The following is a 17,717-nucleotide window of genomic DNA, read 5'->3' as shown; positions in this document are numbered from 1 at the left end:
TGAGGGGGAGCGAGCGTAGCGAGTTGCTTTGGCTCTTCGACGTCGCCGCAGAAGCAACTGCAACAGCAGCTCGCTACGCTCGCCCCCCTCACCCGCCCTTCCCTCAGCGGCCTAGCGGCCGCTTCGACCCTCTCCCCGCAAGCGGGGAGAGGGAGACGTTCTTCCGCTGAAAAAAAGAAGCCCGAAGAGCAATGCCCTTCGGGCACCCTCTCCCGGGGACGGGAGAGGGGAGAGAGATTGGAGACCGAAGTCCTTTCCTTTCGCCGGCGCTTACAGCGCACCAACGACATTCACGAACACGCCGCGATGGCGATAGCTCAGGTCGGTGAGGTTTTCCGAGAAGTCGGTGAAGTTGTAGCCCACGCCGGCCTTCACGTGCTCGCCGAAGTAGCGGTACACGCCCAGCAGCATGCCGCTGCGGGTTTCGTCGAGGTCCGGCAGCTGCAACCGGCGTCCCTCGAGCAGGCCTTCCCACTTGTCGAACAGGCGTACGTCGGTACGCAGGATCACCAGCTGCGCGCGATTGTCGAAGAACTCCGGATTCTCGCGATCCAGGCTGACCGAACCCAGGCGGTAGGCGTACTTGCCGCCCACCGACCACGACGGGGTCACTTCATAGGTCGCGTCCACCGAAGCGATGTGGCTCTTCTGGATGAACTGCGCCGCGGTGCCGGTCAGCGTGATCTGGTCCGTGGTCGGCACGTTGTAGAAGTACGTGTACTTGGCCAGCGCGTTCAAACGGTTGCTGAGCACCGGGCGGTAACCGAAGCCGATCACGCCTTCGGTGAACTTGCCGTCGTAGAACTGGCCCTGCGAACTCTCGCTATACGAATGATCCAACTTGCCCACCAGGCGCCAGTCGTCGGACATCTGGAACTTGAAGTTGTTGCGGAATAGCCAGGTCTGGCGCTCGACATGCGTGGCATCTGCCTGTTCGGCGTTGTCGTTGCGGTACTCGACGCCACTGGAGACCTGGGTCGGCCCGTTGGTGTAGGCCACGCGCACGCCCCCGGCACGACGATCGGTCTCGGCCGCGGTTTCGCTGTCCTGCAGGGTGCCGAGCTCGGCGTTCACGCCCACCGACCAATGATCGTCGAGGTTCAACGACATGCCAGCGGCGTGGGTCAGGCCTGTGGCGCGGTCGCTGTCCTGATGGCGCTCTTCCGCGTACACGCTGCTGCTGTCCGACAGGCGTCGCTTGATGCCGCCGACCAGGCTGCCGCGCTGTCCGCTGACGCTGGTGCCATCGAGGGTGATGCCGCTCTCGTTCTCCAGCGCGTAGTTCAAATACAGGGTGGTCTTGTCGGACACCATGTAGTTGGTGCCCACGCGACCGCCCGGTCCCAGATCGCCGGCAGAGACTTCGGCCTCGACACGGAACTTCTGGCCACGTATCGCGGCGCCGGCACCGAGTCGGCCGTTGTCCTGGCGATCGCCATCCTTCGACACCGTGCCCTGGGCGAAGCCCCAGGCATTCCAGGTGTTGCCGGAGTCGTAGCCCACATGCACCACCGCGTCGGTGCGCTGACCCTGCTCCTGCGTGAGCGGCACCGTGGCGCGCTGATCGTCGCGCTTGTCGTTGCGCACACCGGTCGCCACGCTCCAGCGTTCGCTCATCTTGTACTCGACGTTCAACTCCGTTGCTTCGAGCGTGAGTCCGGCGTCCTGTTCGCGATGGTCGGCCTTGCCGACGAGGCTGAGCCTGTCGCCGATCGGCAGATCCAGGGTGCCGCCGTAGTAGGTACGGTCGGAGACCGTGCCCAGGCCAGGGGCCGAATAACCAGCGTCCTGCGCCTGCGTGTACAGGGTCACGCGGCCCTTGCCGTTCTTGAAGATGTCGCCCACACCGACGCTGACGTCGGCGCGGTAGCCGGATGCCGCCGCGTCGTCAAACGCGGTGGAGTTGGCACCGTTGAAGCCGAAGCCGCCGTCGTACGAGTACTGCGACAGCGACACCATGCCGGTGGTGCGGCCGCCCTGCAGCTTCAGCCAGGTCTCGGTGCTCTTGCGCAGGGTGACGTCCAGACCCATCACGCTGCTGTCGGCAGAATCGTCGCTGCTGCGGCTGCCGGTGACGCCCACTCCGATGTGATCGTTGATCCAGACATGCGCCTGGCCGCCGGTGGTCAGCGTGTCGATCTTGTCGAAGCCGGGCGCGTATTCGTAACGCGCCACCAGCCAGGCTTCCTCGCCGGACAGGCCACCGCTGCGCACCAGCATGCTGTCGCGACCGGTCGACGACAGTGGCTCATTCAGCAGGATGCGGCCCTGCAGATAGTCGATGTCATAGTCCAGGCCCGGACGCAACTCCACCGTGCCGGTGACAAGCTGCGAATCCTTGTCGCGCATCTCGATGCGCAAGCGTTCCGAACCGTTGAGGATGTCCTGGTTGCGCAGGTAGAACAGCGATCCGCCGGTGCCGCGGAATTCGTCGCGACCACCGATGGTGCCGGGCTCGGCGGCGAATCCACCGACTGTGGCGCGACGTTCGCCGAACGACGTGGTCGAATCCGCTTTCCACTCGACGTTGGCACCGTAGAGCCCGCGATCGACCTGGGCGAGTTCATTGCCCGCGTAGTCGGTCTTGAAGTTGCCCCACATCGCGTAGTCGTCGCCATGCTCGGCGCGGAAATAGAACTTGCCCAGCGTCGGCGCCATCTCTTCGACGATGCCGTCATCGCCGAAGGTCGGGTAGTGGTAGTCGGGATCGATGCGACGGAACAACGAATCCGGCGCCTTGTCCAACAGGTTGCCGAACAGATCCTTGACCGGGCCTTCGCGCGTGTCGGCGCTGGCGGTGAGGCGCCAGCCGTTGCCGAACTTTTCGGTACCGTAGAAGGCGAGGCGTCCATCGAAGTTGGAACTGCGCTCGTAACCGGAATTTTCGCCCTGCAGCAGATCGGCCGGACCGCTGGTCTTGCTCTTCGAAGCCGTCAGATCGGCGACACCGACGAAGAAGCGATCGTGCTTGCGCATCTCCAGATCGCGCAGGTAGAGGTTGCCGTTGCCCTCGGGATCGAGCACCGCGACTTCCACGGTCTGCAAACCATCGGGCAGGATTTCATCGGCGACGAAGTCGCCGTTGTGATCCACCGGCACCGGCCGGCCAGCCACGAATACCGTGTGGCCTTCCGGAATGCCGCTGCCGCGCACGGCGATGGTATTGGCGCCGATCTTTATATTGCGCAACGCGAGCTGGTTCTCGCCGTAGCCGGCCAGCGGCGGCGGGGCACCTTCGGCCCTAGCCGTAGCGATGTCCGCGACGCTGCCATCGTCGCTTGCATTCACCAGCCACAACGGACGCGGGCTGGTTTCATCGAAGCGGCCCTGCGCGTCATACACGCGCAGCACGTACTGCAATTCGCGGCCGGAAGCCGAAATGCCCACCACGCTCGGCTGCCACTCGGCCTCGCCATTCGCATCCAGCGCCACCACCGCCAGCGGCGTGGCCTGCGTGGATTGTTCCTTCTCCTGGATGCGCACTTCGGCGCGTTGGAAGAAGCCCGAATAGTTCGAATACATCCGGAAGCGCACCGGCTCGTCCACCAGCGCCACCTGCGGCGATGCCGAGACCGCCAGACGCGGCGCGGCGCTCAGGTCGTCGAACTGGAACTTGATGCCGGACTCGTCCAGCGCCACGTCGGTGCAGCGCTGCACGTCGGCGGAGCTGCGGCCCGGATCGTCGATGGGCTTGCCATCCACCGAGATGTGCATCGGATTAAGTCCGAAGGCATTGCGCGGGGTCAGCTCGCGGTTGAGGCGCGTGATGTCCACGCCTTCGAGGTCGTCGCGTAGTGCCGGCTCGTCGTATACGACCTGCACTTCGATATAGGAATCCAGGCCCTGGACGAAACCTTCGCTCGACGCGTCGGCGACCTGCACGAAACCGTGGCCCTCGTGCTCGACCTGTTCCGGGCTGAGCTCCATCAGGCTGCGAATGGTGTCCATCGCACGGCGCGCGCGCGCCGCCGACAGGCCGATGTCGTCTTCGTAGGCGGAGGCGGTGCGGCGATCCAGGCGTTCGTTGCCGGTGTAGCCGATGAAGCGCAGGCGCGCGTTGTCGCGGTCCTTCACTTCATCCAGCGCACTGCGAAGACGGTCGGTCATGCCCACGGGGATGACGATCTCGCTGCCGTCCAGTTGCAGCGTCGGCAGCGTGCCGCCGGAGGGCTGATGGACGCGGGTGACGATCTCGTTGTCCGCCTCGGCCGGGCACATCTGCGGCGCTTCAGACAGCTCCTGCATCGGGTCGTCGTACCAGAACTGCACGTCGATGCGGCGGTTGAGGGCGCGACCCTGCGGGGTGTCGTTCGGGGCGACGAAGGTCGTCGCGCCGCGGCCGTCGCTCTGCACGGCCGCCGCGGGCAGGCCCAGCGCCTGCTGCACGGCGAGCGCGGCGCGATGCGCGCGTGCCTTGGACAGCGCGGTCGCATCACCATAGATGCGCGCATTGCGATCCGACAGGGCGATGTCATCGGCATAGCCGATGAACTTGGCGACGACGTTCTGCTTGCCCTGCAGGTTGGCGAAGCCCTTGCGCACCTGTTCGACGAATTCGGGCGTTACGTCCACGCCTTCCTCGCCGTAGTGCAGCGCGGCCACCAGGTTGTTCACCCGCGTGCGCTTCTCGTGCCCTTCCTGGAAACGCATCAGGCAGAGCTCCTGCACGCGGCAGACCTTGATCTGGCGCAGGTCGGCCTTGACCACGACTTCCTGTTCCTTGGTCGCGGCCTTGGGCTCGTCGTACCAGACTTCCACTTCGACGCGACGGTTTTGCGCACGGCCGGCGTCGGTCGCGTTGCTCGCGACCGGCTTGGTGTCACCCATGCCTTCGAAGGCGACGCCTTCCGGCGGCAGCGACAGCGCGCGTTGCAGGGTTTCGGCGACTTCGCCGGCGCGCTCGCGCGACAGACCCTGGTTGTCGCCGTACTGCGCGGTCAGTTCGGGTGACAGACGCTGGTTGTCCGCGTGTCCGACCAGATGCAGGCGCACGTTGGCCTTGCCGCGTACCGAATCCAGCGCGCGGCGGATCTTCTCGATGTCGCGCTCGCGGATCTTGATCGCGCCCGAATCGAAGTGCAGCGGCGCGATGATGCCGCCCAGCTTCACTGTCTCCATCACTTCGCCGGCGACCTGCTGCTTCTCCACGCGATCGCCGGCTTCGTTCTGCAGCACGTTGGGATCGCGCGCCAACGGACGGAACGTCTGGTCACCCGGCAGGTGGCGCTCGACGGATTCGTTGATCGGCACGTCCTTGGGGGCCTGATCAACGCTCTGCTCGTTAGCGGCCTGATCGTCCGCGACCGGCTCCTCGACCGTCTGTGCCGCCGCAGTGGCGGTCATCAGGGCGAGGGCCAGCAGCGACAGGCGCATGCTCTTCGTCAACATGTTGTTCTTCAGCTGGTTGTTCACTTGCGCGCCCCCTGGTTGCCCGCAGGGCGTTGCACCGGCGCGCCGCGGCGCCAGAAGGTCTGTTGCTCAACCGTGAGCGGATAGTCGGCACCGGCGTCCGGCCAGGCTTCGATGACCTTCGCCTTGATCGCCGCCAGTCGGGCTTCGACCAGGTCCGGATCCTCGAGGTCGGCCAGATAGGACAGGCGCAACACCGAGCGTTCCTTCGCCAGTTCATCGATCAAGGTCTGCAGACGCGGCTGCCAGGGATCGCGCAGCTGCGTGCCGTCGTGCTCGAACACCTCGTCGCTGAGATCCAGGCTGACCACGCGGAACACCGACGCACCGAAGTCGATGCTCAGGGCCTTGCCGCGCGTGGCGCGCGCGATCACGGTCTCGCGCGTGGAGGGACGGTAGCCGCTGGGCAGCGTGCGGTCGTCCAGCTTCAGCACGAAGTTGCTGCCGCGGTCTTCGTTCGGCACCACCGCGCAGGTGATGTGGTAACGACCGAACTTGTCGGTGGTCGCCGCCAAGCCGCGCGCCGTCACCAGACGCACGCCGCCGAGGCCGCCTTCGCCCTGGTCCTGGTGACCATTGCGGTTGGCGTCGTCGTAGACCTTGCCGATGACGTCGGTGCAGTCGAAGGTCGGATCCGGCGTGACGCGCACGGTGGCCGTGGCATCGCCAGACAGCGGACGATCGGTGAGGCCGTTCCACACGCGTGCGTGGTTCACGAACTCGCCCTCGCCCACACCGGCGCCAACCGCGAGCAGCAGCGTGATCGCGTGCTGATCACTGGTGCCGAAGGCGACGCCGCTCCAGGTCAGCTCACGTCCGTTCTGCGTTGGCTCGATCGCCACGTTGTCGACGCGCGCCGAGCCTGGCACGTAGCGGAAGCCCGCCGGGTAGGTGTCGACCGCACGCACGTCGCGCAGCTGCAGGCCCGAGATATTGCGCAACGTGATCGTGTAAGGCACCAGTTCGCCGCGCACGACGTTCTTCTTCGGCGTGGTTTTGCTGATGGCCAACGCACCGTTCAGATCGAGATCGAGCGGGATGTGGTTGTTGAAGATCTGGCTGCTGCCCGGCACGAACGTGTCGTCCATGCGCAGGTGCAGGTAGTAGGTGGTGCCGGCCGAACGCGCCGCGACCGACGTGGACGGCGCGAACTCGGACGGCTGCGCTTCGCAGCGCTGGGTCGTGCCGGGCACGGCATCGCTCACGCTGGCCGGGCAGCCCGGCACCGAGAACGCCGCGGTGCTCGCATCCGACGTCGGCGGGATCAGCGCCGAAGCACCGGCGATGAAGTTCGCCGAAGGCGGCGCGACTTGGACCAGATAAGCACCACCTGCCGGGCATGCCGGATCGGCGAAGTTCAGATCGAAGCGGTAGTAGCCGCTCTGCAGCGTGACCTGGCCCTGCTGCACCGGATCGGCGAAACAGGAGGCGGGCAACGCCGCACCGGATGCGTCGAGCATGCGCAGACGCGCACCCGGGATCGCGCCACGGTTCATCGACTCGTAGATCACCCCGTTGGGCTCGATCGGCAGGTTCAGACTGGCCAGCACCGCGCCTGGCTGCACCACCATTGCGCGGATGCGTTGCAGCTCGTTGGTGAACGACGAGTCGGCGAAGCCCAGCTTGGCCGTGGTCGCGACTGCACCCGGCGCGGTGAAGCGCAGTTCCAGCAGATCACCGGCCACCGCGGTGCCGGCCACGTTCGGCGACACGCCGCCCATCTGCCAGTTGCCGCCGGCGTCGGTGGTGACGGTGCGTTCGGTACGGCCGTTGCGCAGCAGTTCCACGCTCCAGCCCTGCAACAGGCGCTCGGCCGGGTCCGCGGACTTGTCGAAGTCGGCGTCGTGCCACACGCGGCCACTCAGCGTACCCACGCCGGGCATGCCGCCGACGTCGAAGCCGACGCTGGCGCTGGCGACCTGCACCGGGTCGTTCCAGTTCACGGTGGCGGTGTTGGTCACCCGCGTGCCGATGGCCAGGCCATTGGCGATGCGCGCGCGCAGGCGCACGGTCGCGGTTGCGCCCGGGGCCAGCGGACCGTTCACCGCGGTGTAATCGGCAACGATGTTGTTGCCGGTGACGGTGACGCCAGCGGCGCTGCCGTTGAGCGTGGCCGAACCGGCGACGTAGGCCAACTGCGGCGGCAGGTCATCGACGATGCGCACCTGGGTGGCGGCTACCGTGGACACGTTGCGCACGTTGATGAGGTATTCGACTTCCGCGCCAGGCAGTGCCGCGCCGCCGCCGACCACGGCGACCTGCTTGCTGATGGCCAGCGCCTGCGCCGGGCCGACCACGACCACGGTCGGCTCGGGGCCGGTCGAGGGATTGCCGTCGCCATCGGTCAGCAGGTCGGGCAGCTCGACGCTACGCACGTTGGCCTGGTTTTCGATCAGCGTGCCGTTGGGGGTGCCGGCATCGACGGTCACGTTGAACTGCACGGTGGCCACCGCGCCGCGCGCGATGTCGCCGATGGCCACACCGGGCACCAGCGGCGAGCCGCCGGCGGCGTCGTTCACCAGCGCGCCGTTCAGACGGGTGCTGGCGGCGACATAAGTGGTATGCGGCGGCACTTCGTCCTGCAACACCACACCCGTTGCCGGCACCGCGCCGGTGTTGTGGATGCGCAGGGTGTAACGCAGGGTGTCGCCCGGATCGACTGCGCCATTGCTGTTGGTGTCGACCTGCAAGACAACCGCCTTTTCCGCATACAGCAGCGGCGCATTGCCGACCACGTCGCGGGTGGGGTCGTTGACGACCGGCGTGCGCGGATCGTCGGAAGGCGCTTCGGCGGTCAGCGTGTCGGCCATGACGAAGGCCTGATTGGCGATCACGGTGCCGTCGGCCGCGGTCGGCGACACGACGACTTCGAAGCCCAGCGTGGCCACGTTGGCGGCGGCATCGGCCGGACTGTCGACGCGAACCACGCCAGCCACGGTCTCGACCGGCGAGGTGACCGCAATGCCGTTCTGCAGCGGCAAACCATTGGCCGCATCGGCCAGTGCCGCACCATTGAGCGTCGTACTGCCGGCCACGTAGCTGGTATTGGCCGGCACGAGGTCGCGCAGGATCACGTTGCGTGCGTGATCGGTGCCGGTATTGCGCACGGTGATGGTGTAGCGCATGCGATCACCGGCCATCAGCAGCGCGGGATTGGCGCCGAGATAGGTCGAGGTCTTTTCGATCACCAGTTGCGGCGCGGATTCGATCGGCAGGCGGGTCGGGTCTTCGTCCCCGGCTACGTCCGGGCTGGCCACGCCATTGACCGACGGATCGTCGGACAAGGCCAGCAAGGTGCTGCCCGACTGTGCGCGCGCTTGGTTGAGCACGACGCTGCCGTTGGCGATCACCGGCACCAGCTGCACGCGGTAGTCGATCGCCAGGGTTTCGTTGCCGGAGCCCGCCGCGCCCAGGGTCAGGTTGCGGATGTCGAGCAGGCCCGTGCCCTTGGTGCCGCCGCTGGCGTTGCTGTTGTCCACGGCGCCGGCCGGCAATGCACCGACGATCTGCAACGTACCCGGCACGAACGCGGCCGTGTTGTTGAGCGCGTCGATTTCGTCGATCAGCTCGAAGGCGCTGACGCCGACCGTGCTCACGTTGGCGATTTCAAGGCGATAGCTCGCGAACTCACCCGGATGCGCGGGCGTGGTGCTGGTGACGGTCTTGGCGAAGCTGAGCTTCGGCGGATCGGTGACCACGACGAAGCTGGCCGGCCCGGCGCAATAGTCATTCGGCGCGGTGATGGACGGGCAGCCGTTGCCGTGACGTTCGTACGTCGAATCGCCATCGAGGCCGGTCCATTCCGCGGTCACCCGGTTCGGCAGGCTCTGCAAGGCGGGCGCGCCGTTGCGCACGCGCACGTCGTAGGCAATGGCGACGGTCTCGCCCTTGGCCACGTCGATGTCGCTGCCGCCGGCCAGGCTCCAGGTCAGTACATAAGGATTGGCCGCACTGCCATCGCCGCTGATCGCCGGCGCGGCGATGGTGTTGCCGCTACCGCTGACGGTCGGGTTGCCGACGTATTCCAGGCCCGGGGCGAGCGTGTCGACCAATTTGAAGTCGAACGCATCGGAGTTCTCCGCCGCATTGGCCGCGGCCAGGTTCACGGTGTAGCGCACGATGTCGCCGCCGGTGACCGCGGTCTTGTCGCCGGTCTTGGCCACGGTGGCGACTGGTTCGACGATGGTGAAGTTCACCGCCTCGCTTTGCAGCGGGGCGACGCGCTGGCCGCCAGCGTTGATGGCGTAGCTGTACGCGGCGATGTTGCCTACCACGACGCCCGCGTTGGCGCTGTCGATGTTGCGCACGCGCGTGTGCAGTTCGATCACCGCCTGCTGGCCGGCCGGGATCTGCGCGATGGCGAGGTTCATTTGCGCAGCAGTGCTGCTGTTGGTCACGCCGGCCACGCCGGTGACCGTGGCAGACACGTATTCAAGGTTGGCATCGAGCGGGTCGAGCACCTGCACGTCGTACAAGGTGCTGCTGCTCGGCGCGCCGGGCACGGTGAGGGTATAGACCACGTCCTCACCAATGGTGGCCAGGCCAGATGCCGGTGCAGTCAGCACCTTGTGCGGCGGCGAACCGGGCGTGGCCACGCTGACGACCGTCGGTGCGGTGACGTAGTCGTTCAGTCCACCGACGCCATCGACACCGGTGCGCTCGTTGATGTTGCTGCCGTCGAGGCCAGTCCAACGCGCGATGGCGCTGTTGGTCATGACCTGGTCGGGAAGCGCGTTGCCCGCCACACGCGTGTCGTAGGCAAGCACAACGCTCGCGCCTTCGGCGATGTCGCCCAGGTTGGTCCAGGTCAGCACGTTGCCGTTGATGGCGGGTGCGGCCAGCGGGTTGCCGTCGAGGGTGGCATTGCCTGCATAGGTCAGACCCGCGGGCAGCGTATCGACCACATCGATGTCGAACGCACCCGATGCATCCGCGCCGCTCGCAGCGGTCAGGGTCACGGTGTAGCGGATCACCTGGCCCGCGGACGCGGTGGCGGCGCTGGCGCTCTTGGCGATGCTCAGGCCCGGTTCGACCAGATGGAACTTCACCGTGTTGGTGTCCAGCGGGTCTTCCTGCTTACCGCCGTCGGTTTCGGAGTAAGTGAAGCGCGCGGTATTGGCAACGTCCATGCCCTGCTGCGCGCCGAAGATGTTGCGCACGCGGGCGTGCAACTCGACCACGACCTGGGTGTCGGGCGGGATCTGGTCGATGGCGATGTCCAGCTGATTCGCCGTGCTGTTGTTGCTCACGCCGGTGCCGCCGGTGATGGTGGCACCGAGGTATTCGAGGTTGGCGTCCAGCACGTCGGTCAGGCGCACGTCATGCATCGGCGTGTTGCGCACCGCACCCGGCAGGGTGATGCGATAGACCACGTCCTGGCCGATGGTGGCTTCGCCATTGGTGGGCGAAAGCAGGATCTTGCTGGCCGGATCGGGCGCGACCGCGATCGGCACCACGGTGGGGTCTTCGTCGCCGGCCACGGCCGGGTCGGCCTGGCCGTTGACGTTCGGGTCGTCGCTCAGGGCCAGCGCACTGGCATTGACCAGCAGTGTCGCCTGGTTGGCGACCTTGCTGCCGTTGGCGAGGTTCGCGGCCAGTTGCACGTCGAAGACGACCTGCACGGCGCTGCCCTGCCCACCCAGCGCGATGCCGCGCACGTCCAGCAGGCCGGTACCGCGCGCGCCGCCGTTGGCATTGCTGTTGTTGCTCGCGCCTGCCGGCACGGCGACCACGACCAGCGAACCGGGCACGAAAGCGGCCTGCGCCGCGTTGAGCGCGTCGAGTTCGTCACGGATGTCGAACGACGACACCGCCGCGCTGCCCAGGTTCTCCACGCGCAGGGTGTAGCGCAGTCGATCGCCCGGCATCGCCAGCGTGGCCGGGTTTTCGCCGCGGCTCAGGTTGGCCACGGTCTTCTCGAAGCGCAGCATCGGGTTGCGCGCCTGCAAGGTGTGCGCGTCCTGGAAGTCGGCAACGCTCGGCGTGCCGTCGGTCAACACGTTGTCGTAGGCGAGCGGCATGTTGCCCGCCCCGGCCGGATTGGTGCTCAGCCAGCGGTTCGCGCCAGCCACGTTGGTCAGCGTCGCGTTCTGCGGCGTGTCGACATCGACAGCGGCCTGATAGGTAACGCGCAGGTGCTGGCCGGGACCGATGCCTGCCGTGGTGTCGACGGTCAGCGTGCAGCTCGTGCCGGCGCCCGCTGCGGCGAAGTTGGCGCTGTAGCCGCTGCCGGCCGCCAGCGTGGCGACCAGGGTCGTGCCGTCGGCCGCGAACAGCTGCACCGACGTGATGGTCGGCGCGGTCGCGCACATGCCGCCGGCGCCGCCGCCATCGGCGGTGTCGGGCAGGCGATCGATGATGCGCGCGTTCCACGCGGTCGCGGCGGTGTTGCCCGCGGTGGTGTTGACCGCGTCGAGGACGAACGTGCCGGTTTGACCGATCTGCAGCGAGGCCGGGCCGCTCTTGTCCATGACCAGTTGCGGTGCGACCACGGTCATCTGCGGCGACGTGGCAGGCACGCCGACGCCGGCGACGCTGCGGTCGTTGTCGACGTGGTCGAACTCGTAACCGGCGGTATTGGTGAAGGTGTCGCCGACCGCATTGGCCGGGTCGTTGGCCAGGCGCACGCGCACTTCGATCACGGCCTGTTGTCCGGCCGGGATGTCGATGCCGCCGCTGGTGGTGTCTTCGATGACCAGGTTCTGGCCGCTGCCGGTGTTGACCGGGGTCCAGCTACCGCCGCCGGACACCTTGCGCACCGAGACGAATTCCAGCACCACGCCGGTGGCCGAGGCCAGGTTGTCGCTGATGCGCACGTCGTACAGCGGGCGCGTGGACGGAGCGGCCGGCACGGTGATGCGGTAGGCGAAGGCCTCGCCAATGGCCGCGGTCGGCTGGGTGATCGCCTTGGCCAGCGCCACCGTCGGCGATGGATCAGGGTTGCCTACTTCGCGGGCTTCGATGAAGTAGTTGTTCAGCGCGGCGGCGTTGGGCGCATCGGCGCCGGTGCGCTCATGGATGCTGGCGCCATCGAGCGACGTCCAGTCCGCCACGATGGTGTTGATGATGCTGGTGCCGGCCGCCGGCGCGGTGGCGACCTGCATGCGATAGCGCAGCACCAGGGTCGCACCGGCCGGCAGGTCGAGGCTGCCGTCGTTGTTGCCGCGGCCCCAGACCAGCGGGCCGTTCGGCGCGCCCGCGGGCGTGGCGACGAAGCCGGCCACCGGCGCGCCGCCAATCGTCGCCGTCGGCGCAACGCCGCTGCTCAGGCGCAGTTCGGCCGCGGGCGTATCGACGATGTTGAGGTCGTACGCAGTCGACGAGCCACCGTTGCGGAGTGTCACCACGTACTGCGCAATGTCGCCGGCGGCCAGCGGTGCGTTGGCGGCCTTGCCCGGAGTGACGTTGCTCAGCACCTTGGTCGCGGTGAACGGCTGCGGCTCGCTCACCCTTACGGCCACTTCGCCGTAGGTGCGGGTCTGCTCCGCGCCACCCGCATCCTGCCAACGCAGGATCGTGCCGCCGTTGCGGGTGCCGCCGTTGTACAGGGTGACGCCGTCCTGGTTGGGCTGCGTGTTGTCCACGCGCGCGACGAACTGCAACGGGAAGGTGAAAGTGTTCTGGCCGTTGTCGGCCCGGGTCAGGACGACGTCGCCGAAACTCCACATGACCATGGTGCCGCTGCAGGTCGGGGTGACCGGCGGCACCGGACTGAGGTCGGGACGCTTGAAGCCGGCCGCCGCGTAGACGCCGCTGCTCAGGTCAACCACCGGCGCATCGGCGCAGCTCAACCCGGAAGGCAGGTTGTCGGTGATCGTCAATCCGCGCAGGCGCGTCACCGGAAGCGACGCGGTCAGGCGGTAGGTGATTTCCTCGCCGATCACCACTGGCTGCGTGCCCGCGGGCAGACGCTGCGACTGCGACAGTGCAATGATTTCCTTGGGCCGGGTCTGCGGCTGGATCAGCGTCAGCGACACGCGATCGGTGAGGTTCGGATCGCCGTTGGTGGTGTTGAAGCCGTACACGCGCGCGCCGGCGATGTCGCCGCTACCGCGCTGCGCGGTCATCTGCTGGCCGTCATCGTCGGCGCTGCCGGCCAATGAGTCGTAGCGGTCCAGTTCGACGCCGTTGCCGATGGTCTGGTTCGGTGCAAGACGATCGTCCAGGTCCACGACGTAGTACAGCCACGCGCTGCTGCCGTTGTTGATCCGTCGCAGGCCGGCGCCATCCACGCCACGCAGGTGCGAGAACGTGATGACGCCGGGCACGCCGTTCATCGGCGCGTTGTCGCCGATGTTCTGCGCGTTGGCTTCGTCGGCTTCATCGATCTGGCCATCGCCGTCGTTGTCGAGTCCGTCGCTGGCCATCTCGGTCACGACCATCAGGTCGCTGGCGTCGAGCGTGTCTTCCACCACCGCGTCGTAGGCAGGCGCGCGCGGCTGGCCGGCATCGTTGTTGACGGCGCAGGTCGGACTGCCGGCGTTGATGTTGCCGATGTCGCCATTGCACGCCATCAGCCGGAACACGTAGTTGTGCGTGGTGTCGGCGTTGGCGATCGCCGTCTGCCAACCACCGGCGCAGGTGCCGCCGTTGGCACCGGCGCTGAAGTTGTTGTCCTGGCAGACGTGCTTGGCGATCTGCACGCGCGGTTCGGTCACCACCACGTCGCTGCGGCGGATGCGTTCCCACGGATAACCGACCGTCTTGCCCGTAACCAGGGCCGGCGTCGGCAGCAGCATGCCGACCTGGCCACTGCCGAAGGCATAGGTTTCAGGACGGTTGGCGTTGTCGTTGTAATAGACCGCCTTGAAGATCGAGTTCAATGCGTTATTGCGGTCTTCGCCGTGCAGGTCCGGCAGCGCGCGCTGGTTGACCGCCTTGTTCTGCAGGCGCGTGACGGCGTTGATGTGGAACCACTGGTCGATGTCGACGATGTAGTCGTTGCCGGTGTTGCTGACGCTGTCCGGGCGGTTGCCGGTGAAGCGCCAGCCGAAGAGCAGTTCCTGTAGCGCCGACTTCGCCGGGTCGTTCGGCGCCTGGGTCGCGCCGGCGATCTGCGAGCCGACCTGCGGTGCAGTGCTGGCCACGTACACCAGCCCGTCCTGCACTTCGTCCTGCATCTGCACGTCGCGCACGCCGATGAAGCGGAAGCCGCGCGACTTGAAGCCGAACCAGCCGCCGGCCTGGATGCGATTGCTGCACTCCTCGCCGATCTGCACGCGCTCGCGCTGCTTGCGTGCGAAGTTGGGCATCCCATCGGACATCGCGCTGTCCGGCAGTGCGGGGACACGGGTCGTATCGGTAACGTTCTCGTTGCACGCGCCCAGTGCCGGCACCGCGCCCATCAGGGTGCTGGTGTCGCCGCCGGTGACGCTCCACGTCACCTGGTCCTTCATCAGGTTGAAGCCGATGCCGCGCGACCAGTGCGCGTCCAGCGAATACAGGTTGCCGCGATCGACTTCGCCGTCGCTGCGCTTGTTGTAGTAGCCGGCGTTGGTGCTTCCGGGCGCCGGAAACCACATCGGCGCATGGTTGTCGATCTGGCTGACGTTGTGCAGAGCGGCGGTGTTTCGCAGACTCACCGTCAGGTCGTCGAGGTTGCCGCCGCTGTCGGCCTTGTCGATGTCCAGCAGCGGCGTGGTCATGCCGCTGACCGTCCAGATTTCGCCGACCACGTCGGCGCGGAAGGTCACGTCGTCGGCAAGGATGCGCGCCGCGTCGCTGGTCTTGTTGACCTGGAAGGCGAACTGCACGCTGGCGTTCGGCGCCAACACCCGGTTGAAGGCGTTGACGTGATTCGGATAGCAGCGGTACACCGTGCCGTTGGCCGGCAACGGCAAATGCGGCACGTTGGGCGCGTCCGGCGGCGGATTCACCACCCACGCCTTGTACGGAGCGGGCTGCGGCACCGCACCCGACAACGGAACTACGTCGCAGGCCCAGTTGGCCGGCGCGGTCACGCTGGTCACGTTCAGGGTTGGGCCGAAGCTGACCAAGGCGCTGAAGTCGCGCGCGTTGACGCCGCCGTTGTTGCGCAAGGTCACCGACAGCGGAGTGGTCTGGGTGCGGTCGTTGGTGACGATGAAGGTCGGCTGGTCGACGCTGATGTCCAGGTCTTCGGGATCGAACGTGATCGCGCCGCCGGTGTGGCTGCCGGTGCTAGTGCCGTTGTCCACCAGGGTGTAGCTCTGCGTTCCCTGCCCGGCACACAGCGTCTTGAAGCGCAGGTCCACGGTGTTGTGCAGGCCCAGCAGACCGGACTGATCCGGGTCGGTGGGTTCGGGGCGCTGGTACAGCGGCGTACCCGGGTCTTCGGTCTGCACGTCGAGGTCGGCGGCGCGGTCGAAGTCCTTCGGATCCTTCAGCACGATCGCGAAGCGGATCACCAGTACGTCGCCGTGACGCATCAGATTCGCATAGACATGACCATTGCCGTCCGGCGCGCCACCGTAAGCCGAGTCCGGGTTGCGATCGTTGTAGTTGGTCGTGCTGGACAGCTTGAATTCCGGAGCGCCGTTTGCCAGATAGCTGGTGCTGTCGCCGGTGTTCGCCGGGATGGCGCCGTTGCGGTTGCTCCAGGTCAGCGTGTCGATGCGCCCCGGATAGGCACCGTAGAACGAACGGTTGCCGACATTCGCCGGATCGATCAGGCGCGGCGCATAACCGGGGTCGATGACATAACCCGCCGGCAGCGCGTCCTTCAGGTGATAGCCCATGGCCGGATCGAACCAGACCGTGCCGCCGCTCTGGTTGCTCAGCACCACGGTCACCAGCCCGCGCATGCCCACGGTGGCGCTGCCGTCGATACCGGTCAGGGTGCGGGTGACCTGCAAGGCGGCCTGCGCCGGGGCGTTGCTGCCCCCCTGGCCGTAGTAAGTCTTGAGCGTGGCGTTGTCGGTCAGGTTGGCGGATTGCAGAAGACCGCCCGGCGGTGTCTGCACCGCGCAACCGAACTGGATGTCGCGCATCTGGTTGGTCATGGGCGTGCCGCTGGAGCACGACGCGTTGCGCTGCACTTTGCCGACCACGTAAAGGTTGATGTTCGCGCCAGCCGCGATGTCGACGGCATCCACCGACGTGCCCGGCGTCACCGCGTTGACCGTGTTCGCATACGGCGCGGGAATGTCGCCGTTGAGACCGAACGGCGCCGGCACGGCCCAGTCGGCCAGGACGTTGCCGGTCAGCGCCATCGTGGTCACGCAGACCGAACCGGCCGGCAGCACGCCGTCGGCCGCCGCAATCGCGTCCGCCGCCACCTGCGTCGGGCAGACATAGTGCGCGTTCATGACGTCGGCGCGCGATATCACGTCGTCGATGCGCAGATCCTGCAGCGGCGCATCGCCCTGGTTGGCGATGTTCAAACGCCAGACGATGTCGTCGTCGTTGTGACCGTACACCGTGTCGCTGCGGGTCGCCTCTCTCTGTCCGGCGTCGTAGTTCCATCCCTGCTTGTAGATCTGCAGGTTCGGCTGGCGCACGTCGATGCTGCCAGTGTGATTCAACGCGGGATTGAACGCCGTGGTTCCCGGCGGAAAGCCGTTGTGCCAGTTGGTGTCGTTGTTGGGCAACTCGCGCGAATTGGCGATCGAACAACTGTCGGCCATCGAGCTGATGTTGATCTGTGCCTGCGCGGTCGGGTTGGCGTTGTACAGGCTTTCCGGGGTGTTGGTCGGCGCGCGATGGATCGGGATGCGGATGTCGCGTGTACTCGGGTTGCCGCGCGAGCCATTGGCCAGTGCACCCAGGTTGCGGATGGTGATCTGGTTGCCCGCCGCGTTGACCACGAAGTTGGTCCAGTTGGCGCCGCCAACGGTGACATTGGCGCCGGCGTAGTACACCAGGCCGTTGTTCGGCAGAGTGATCACCACGCTGTTGGACGAATAGTTGATGTCGGGATTCGACGTGCCGTAGGTGGGATTGACCCGCCACTGGTCGATCGTGTTGTTGCCGACGTTGATGGTGCGTTGTTCGAAGGGAACGTTGTTCTGGCTGCCGGTGATGAACGGATTGCTCAGGCGCACGGTCACGTAGCCGTAGCCGCACAGCTCGCAGTAGCTGTTGTTGCCGTTGCTCAGCACCTGTACCAGCGCGTTCGGGTTGACGTTGCTGGCAACGCACTGCTGCGCGAAGGCCGTGCCGGTGAAAAAGAATGCGAACGCCGTGCAGGCCCACAGCGCGAAGCTGCGCAGAAGGTGCCGCGCCCGGCCCCTGCCCGCTTTCGTCCCGTCGTTCGCATTCGTTTCCATGTTCTTCTGTTCCTCGTGGTTTTGCCTTGATCGCAAAGCCGACGGGATCCGCGAGAACGCGCG

2 protein-coding genes are annotated in these 17,717 nt (G+C 66.7%); both read right to left on the bottom strand.

Going from position 1 to position 17,717, the window contains the following annotated elements:
- Positions 1 to 270 precede the first annotated feature (270 nt).
- A complete protein-coding gene (locus ACYVGK_RS03420) occupies positions 271 to 5,412 on the bottom strand; it encodes an OmpA family protein (RefSeq protein ID WP_460731827.1) in 5,142 nt (1,713 codons plus the stop codon).
- Complete coding sequence (locus ACYVGK_RS03415; protein ID WP_460731826.1) at positions 5,409 to 17,654, bottom strand: isopeptide-forming domain-containing fimbrial protein; 12,246 nt, start codon at positions 17,652 to 17,654, stop codon at positions 5,409 to 5,411. Before ACYVGK_RS03415 ends, ACYVGK_RS03420 begins: the two co-directional genes overlap by 4 nt.
- Positions 17,655 to 17,717 lie beyond the last annotated feature (63 nt).

It is taken from the genome of Lysobacter tyrosinilyticus (assembly GCF_054779815.1).
The sequence above is the reverse complement of the archived record's forward strand: the minus strand, read 5'-3'. Positions and strand labels throughout refer to the sequence as shown.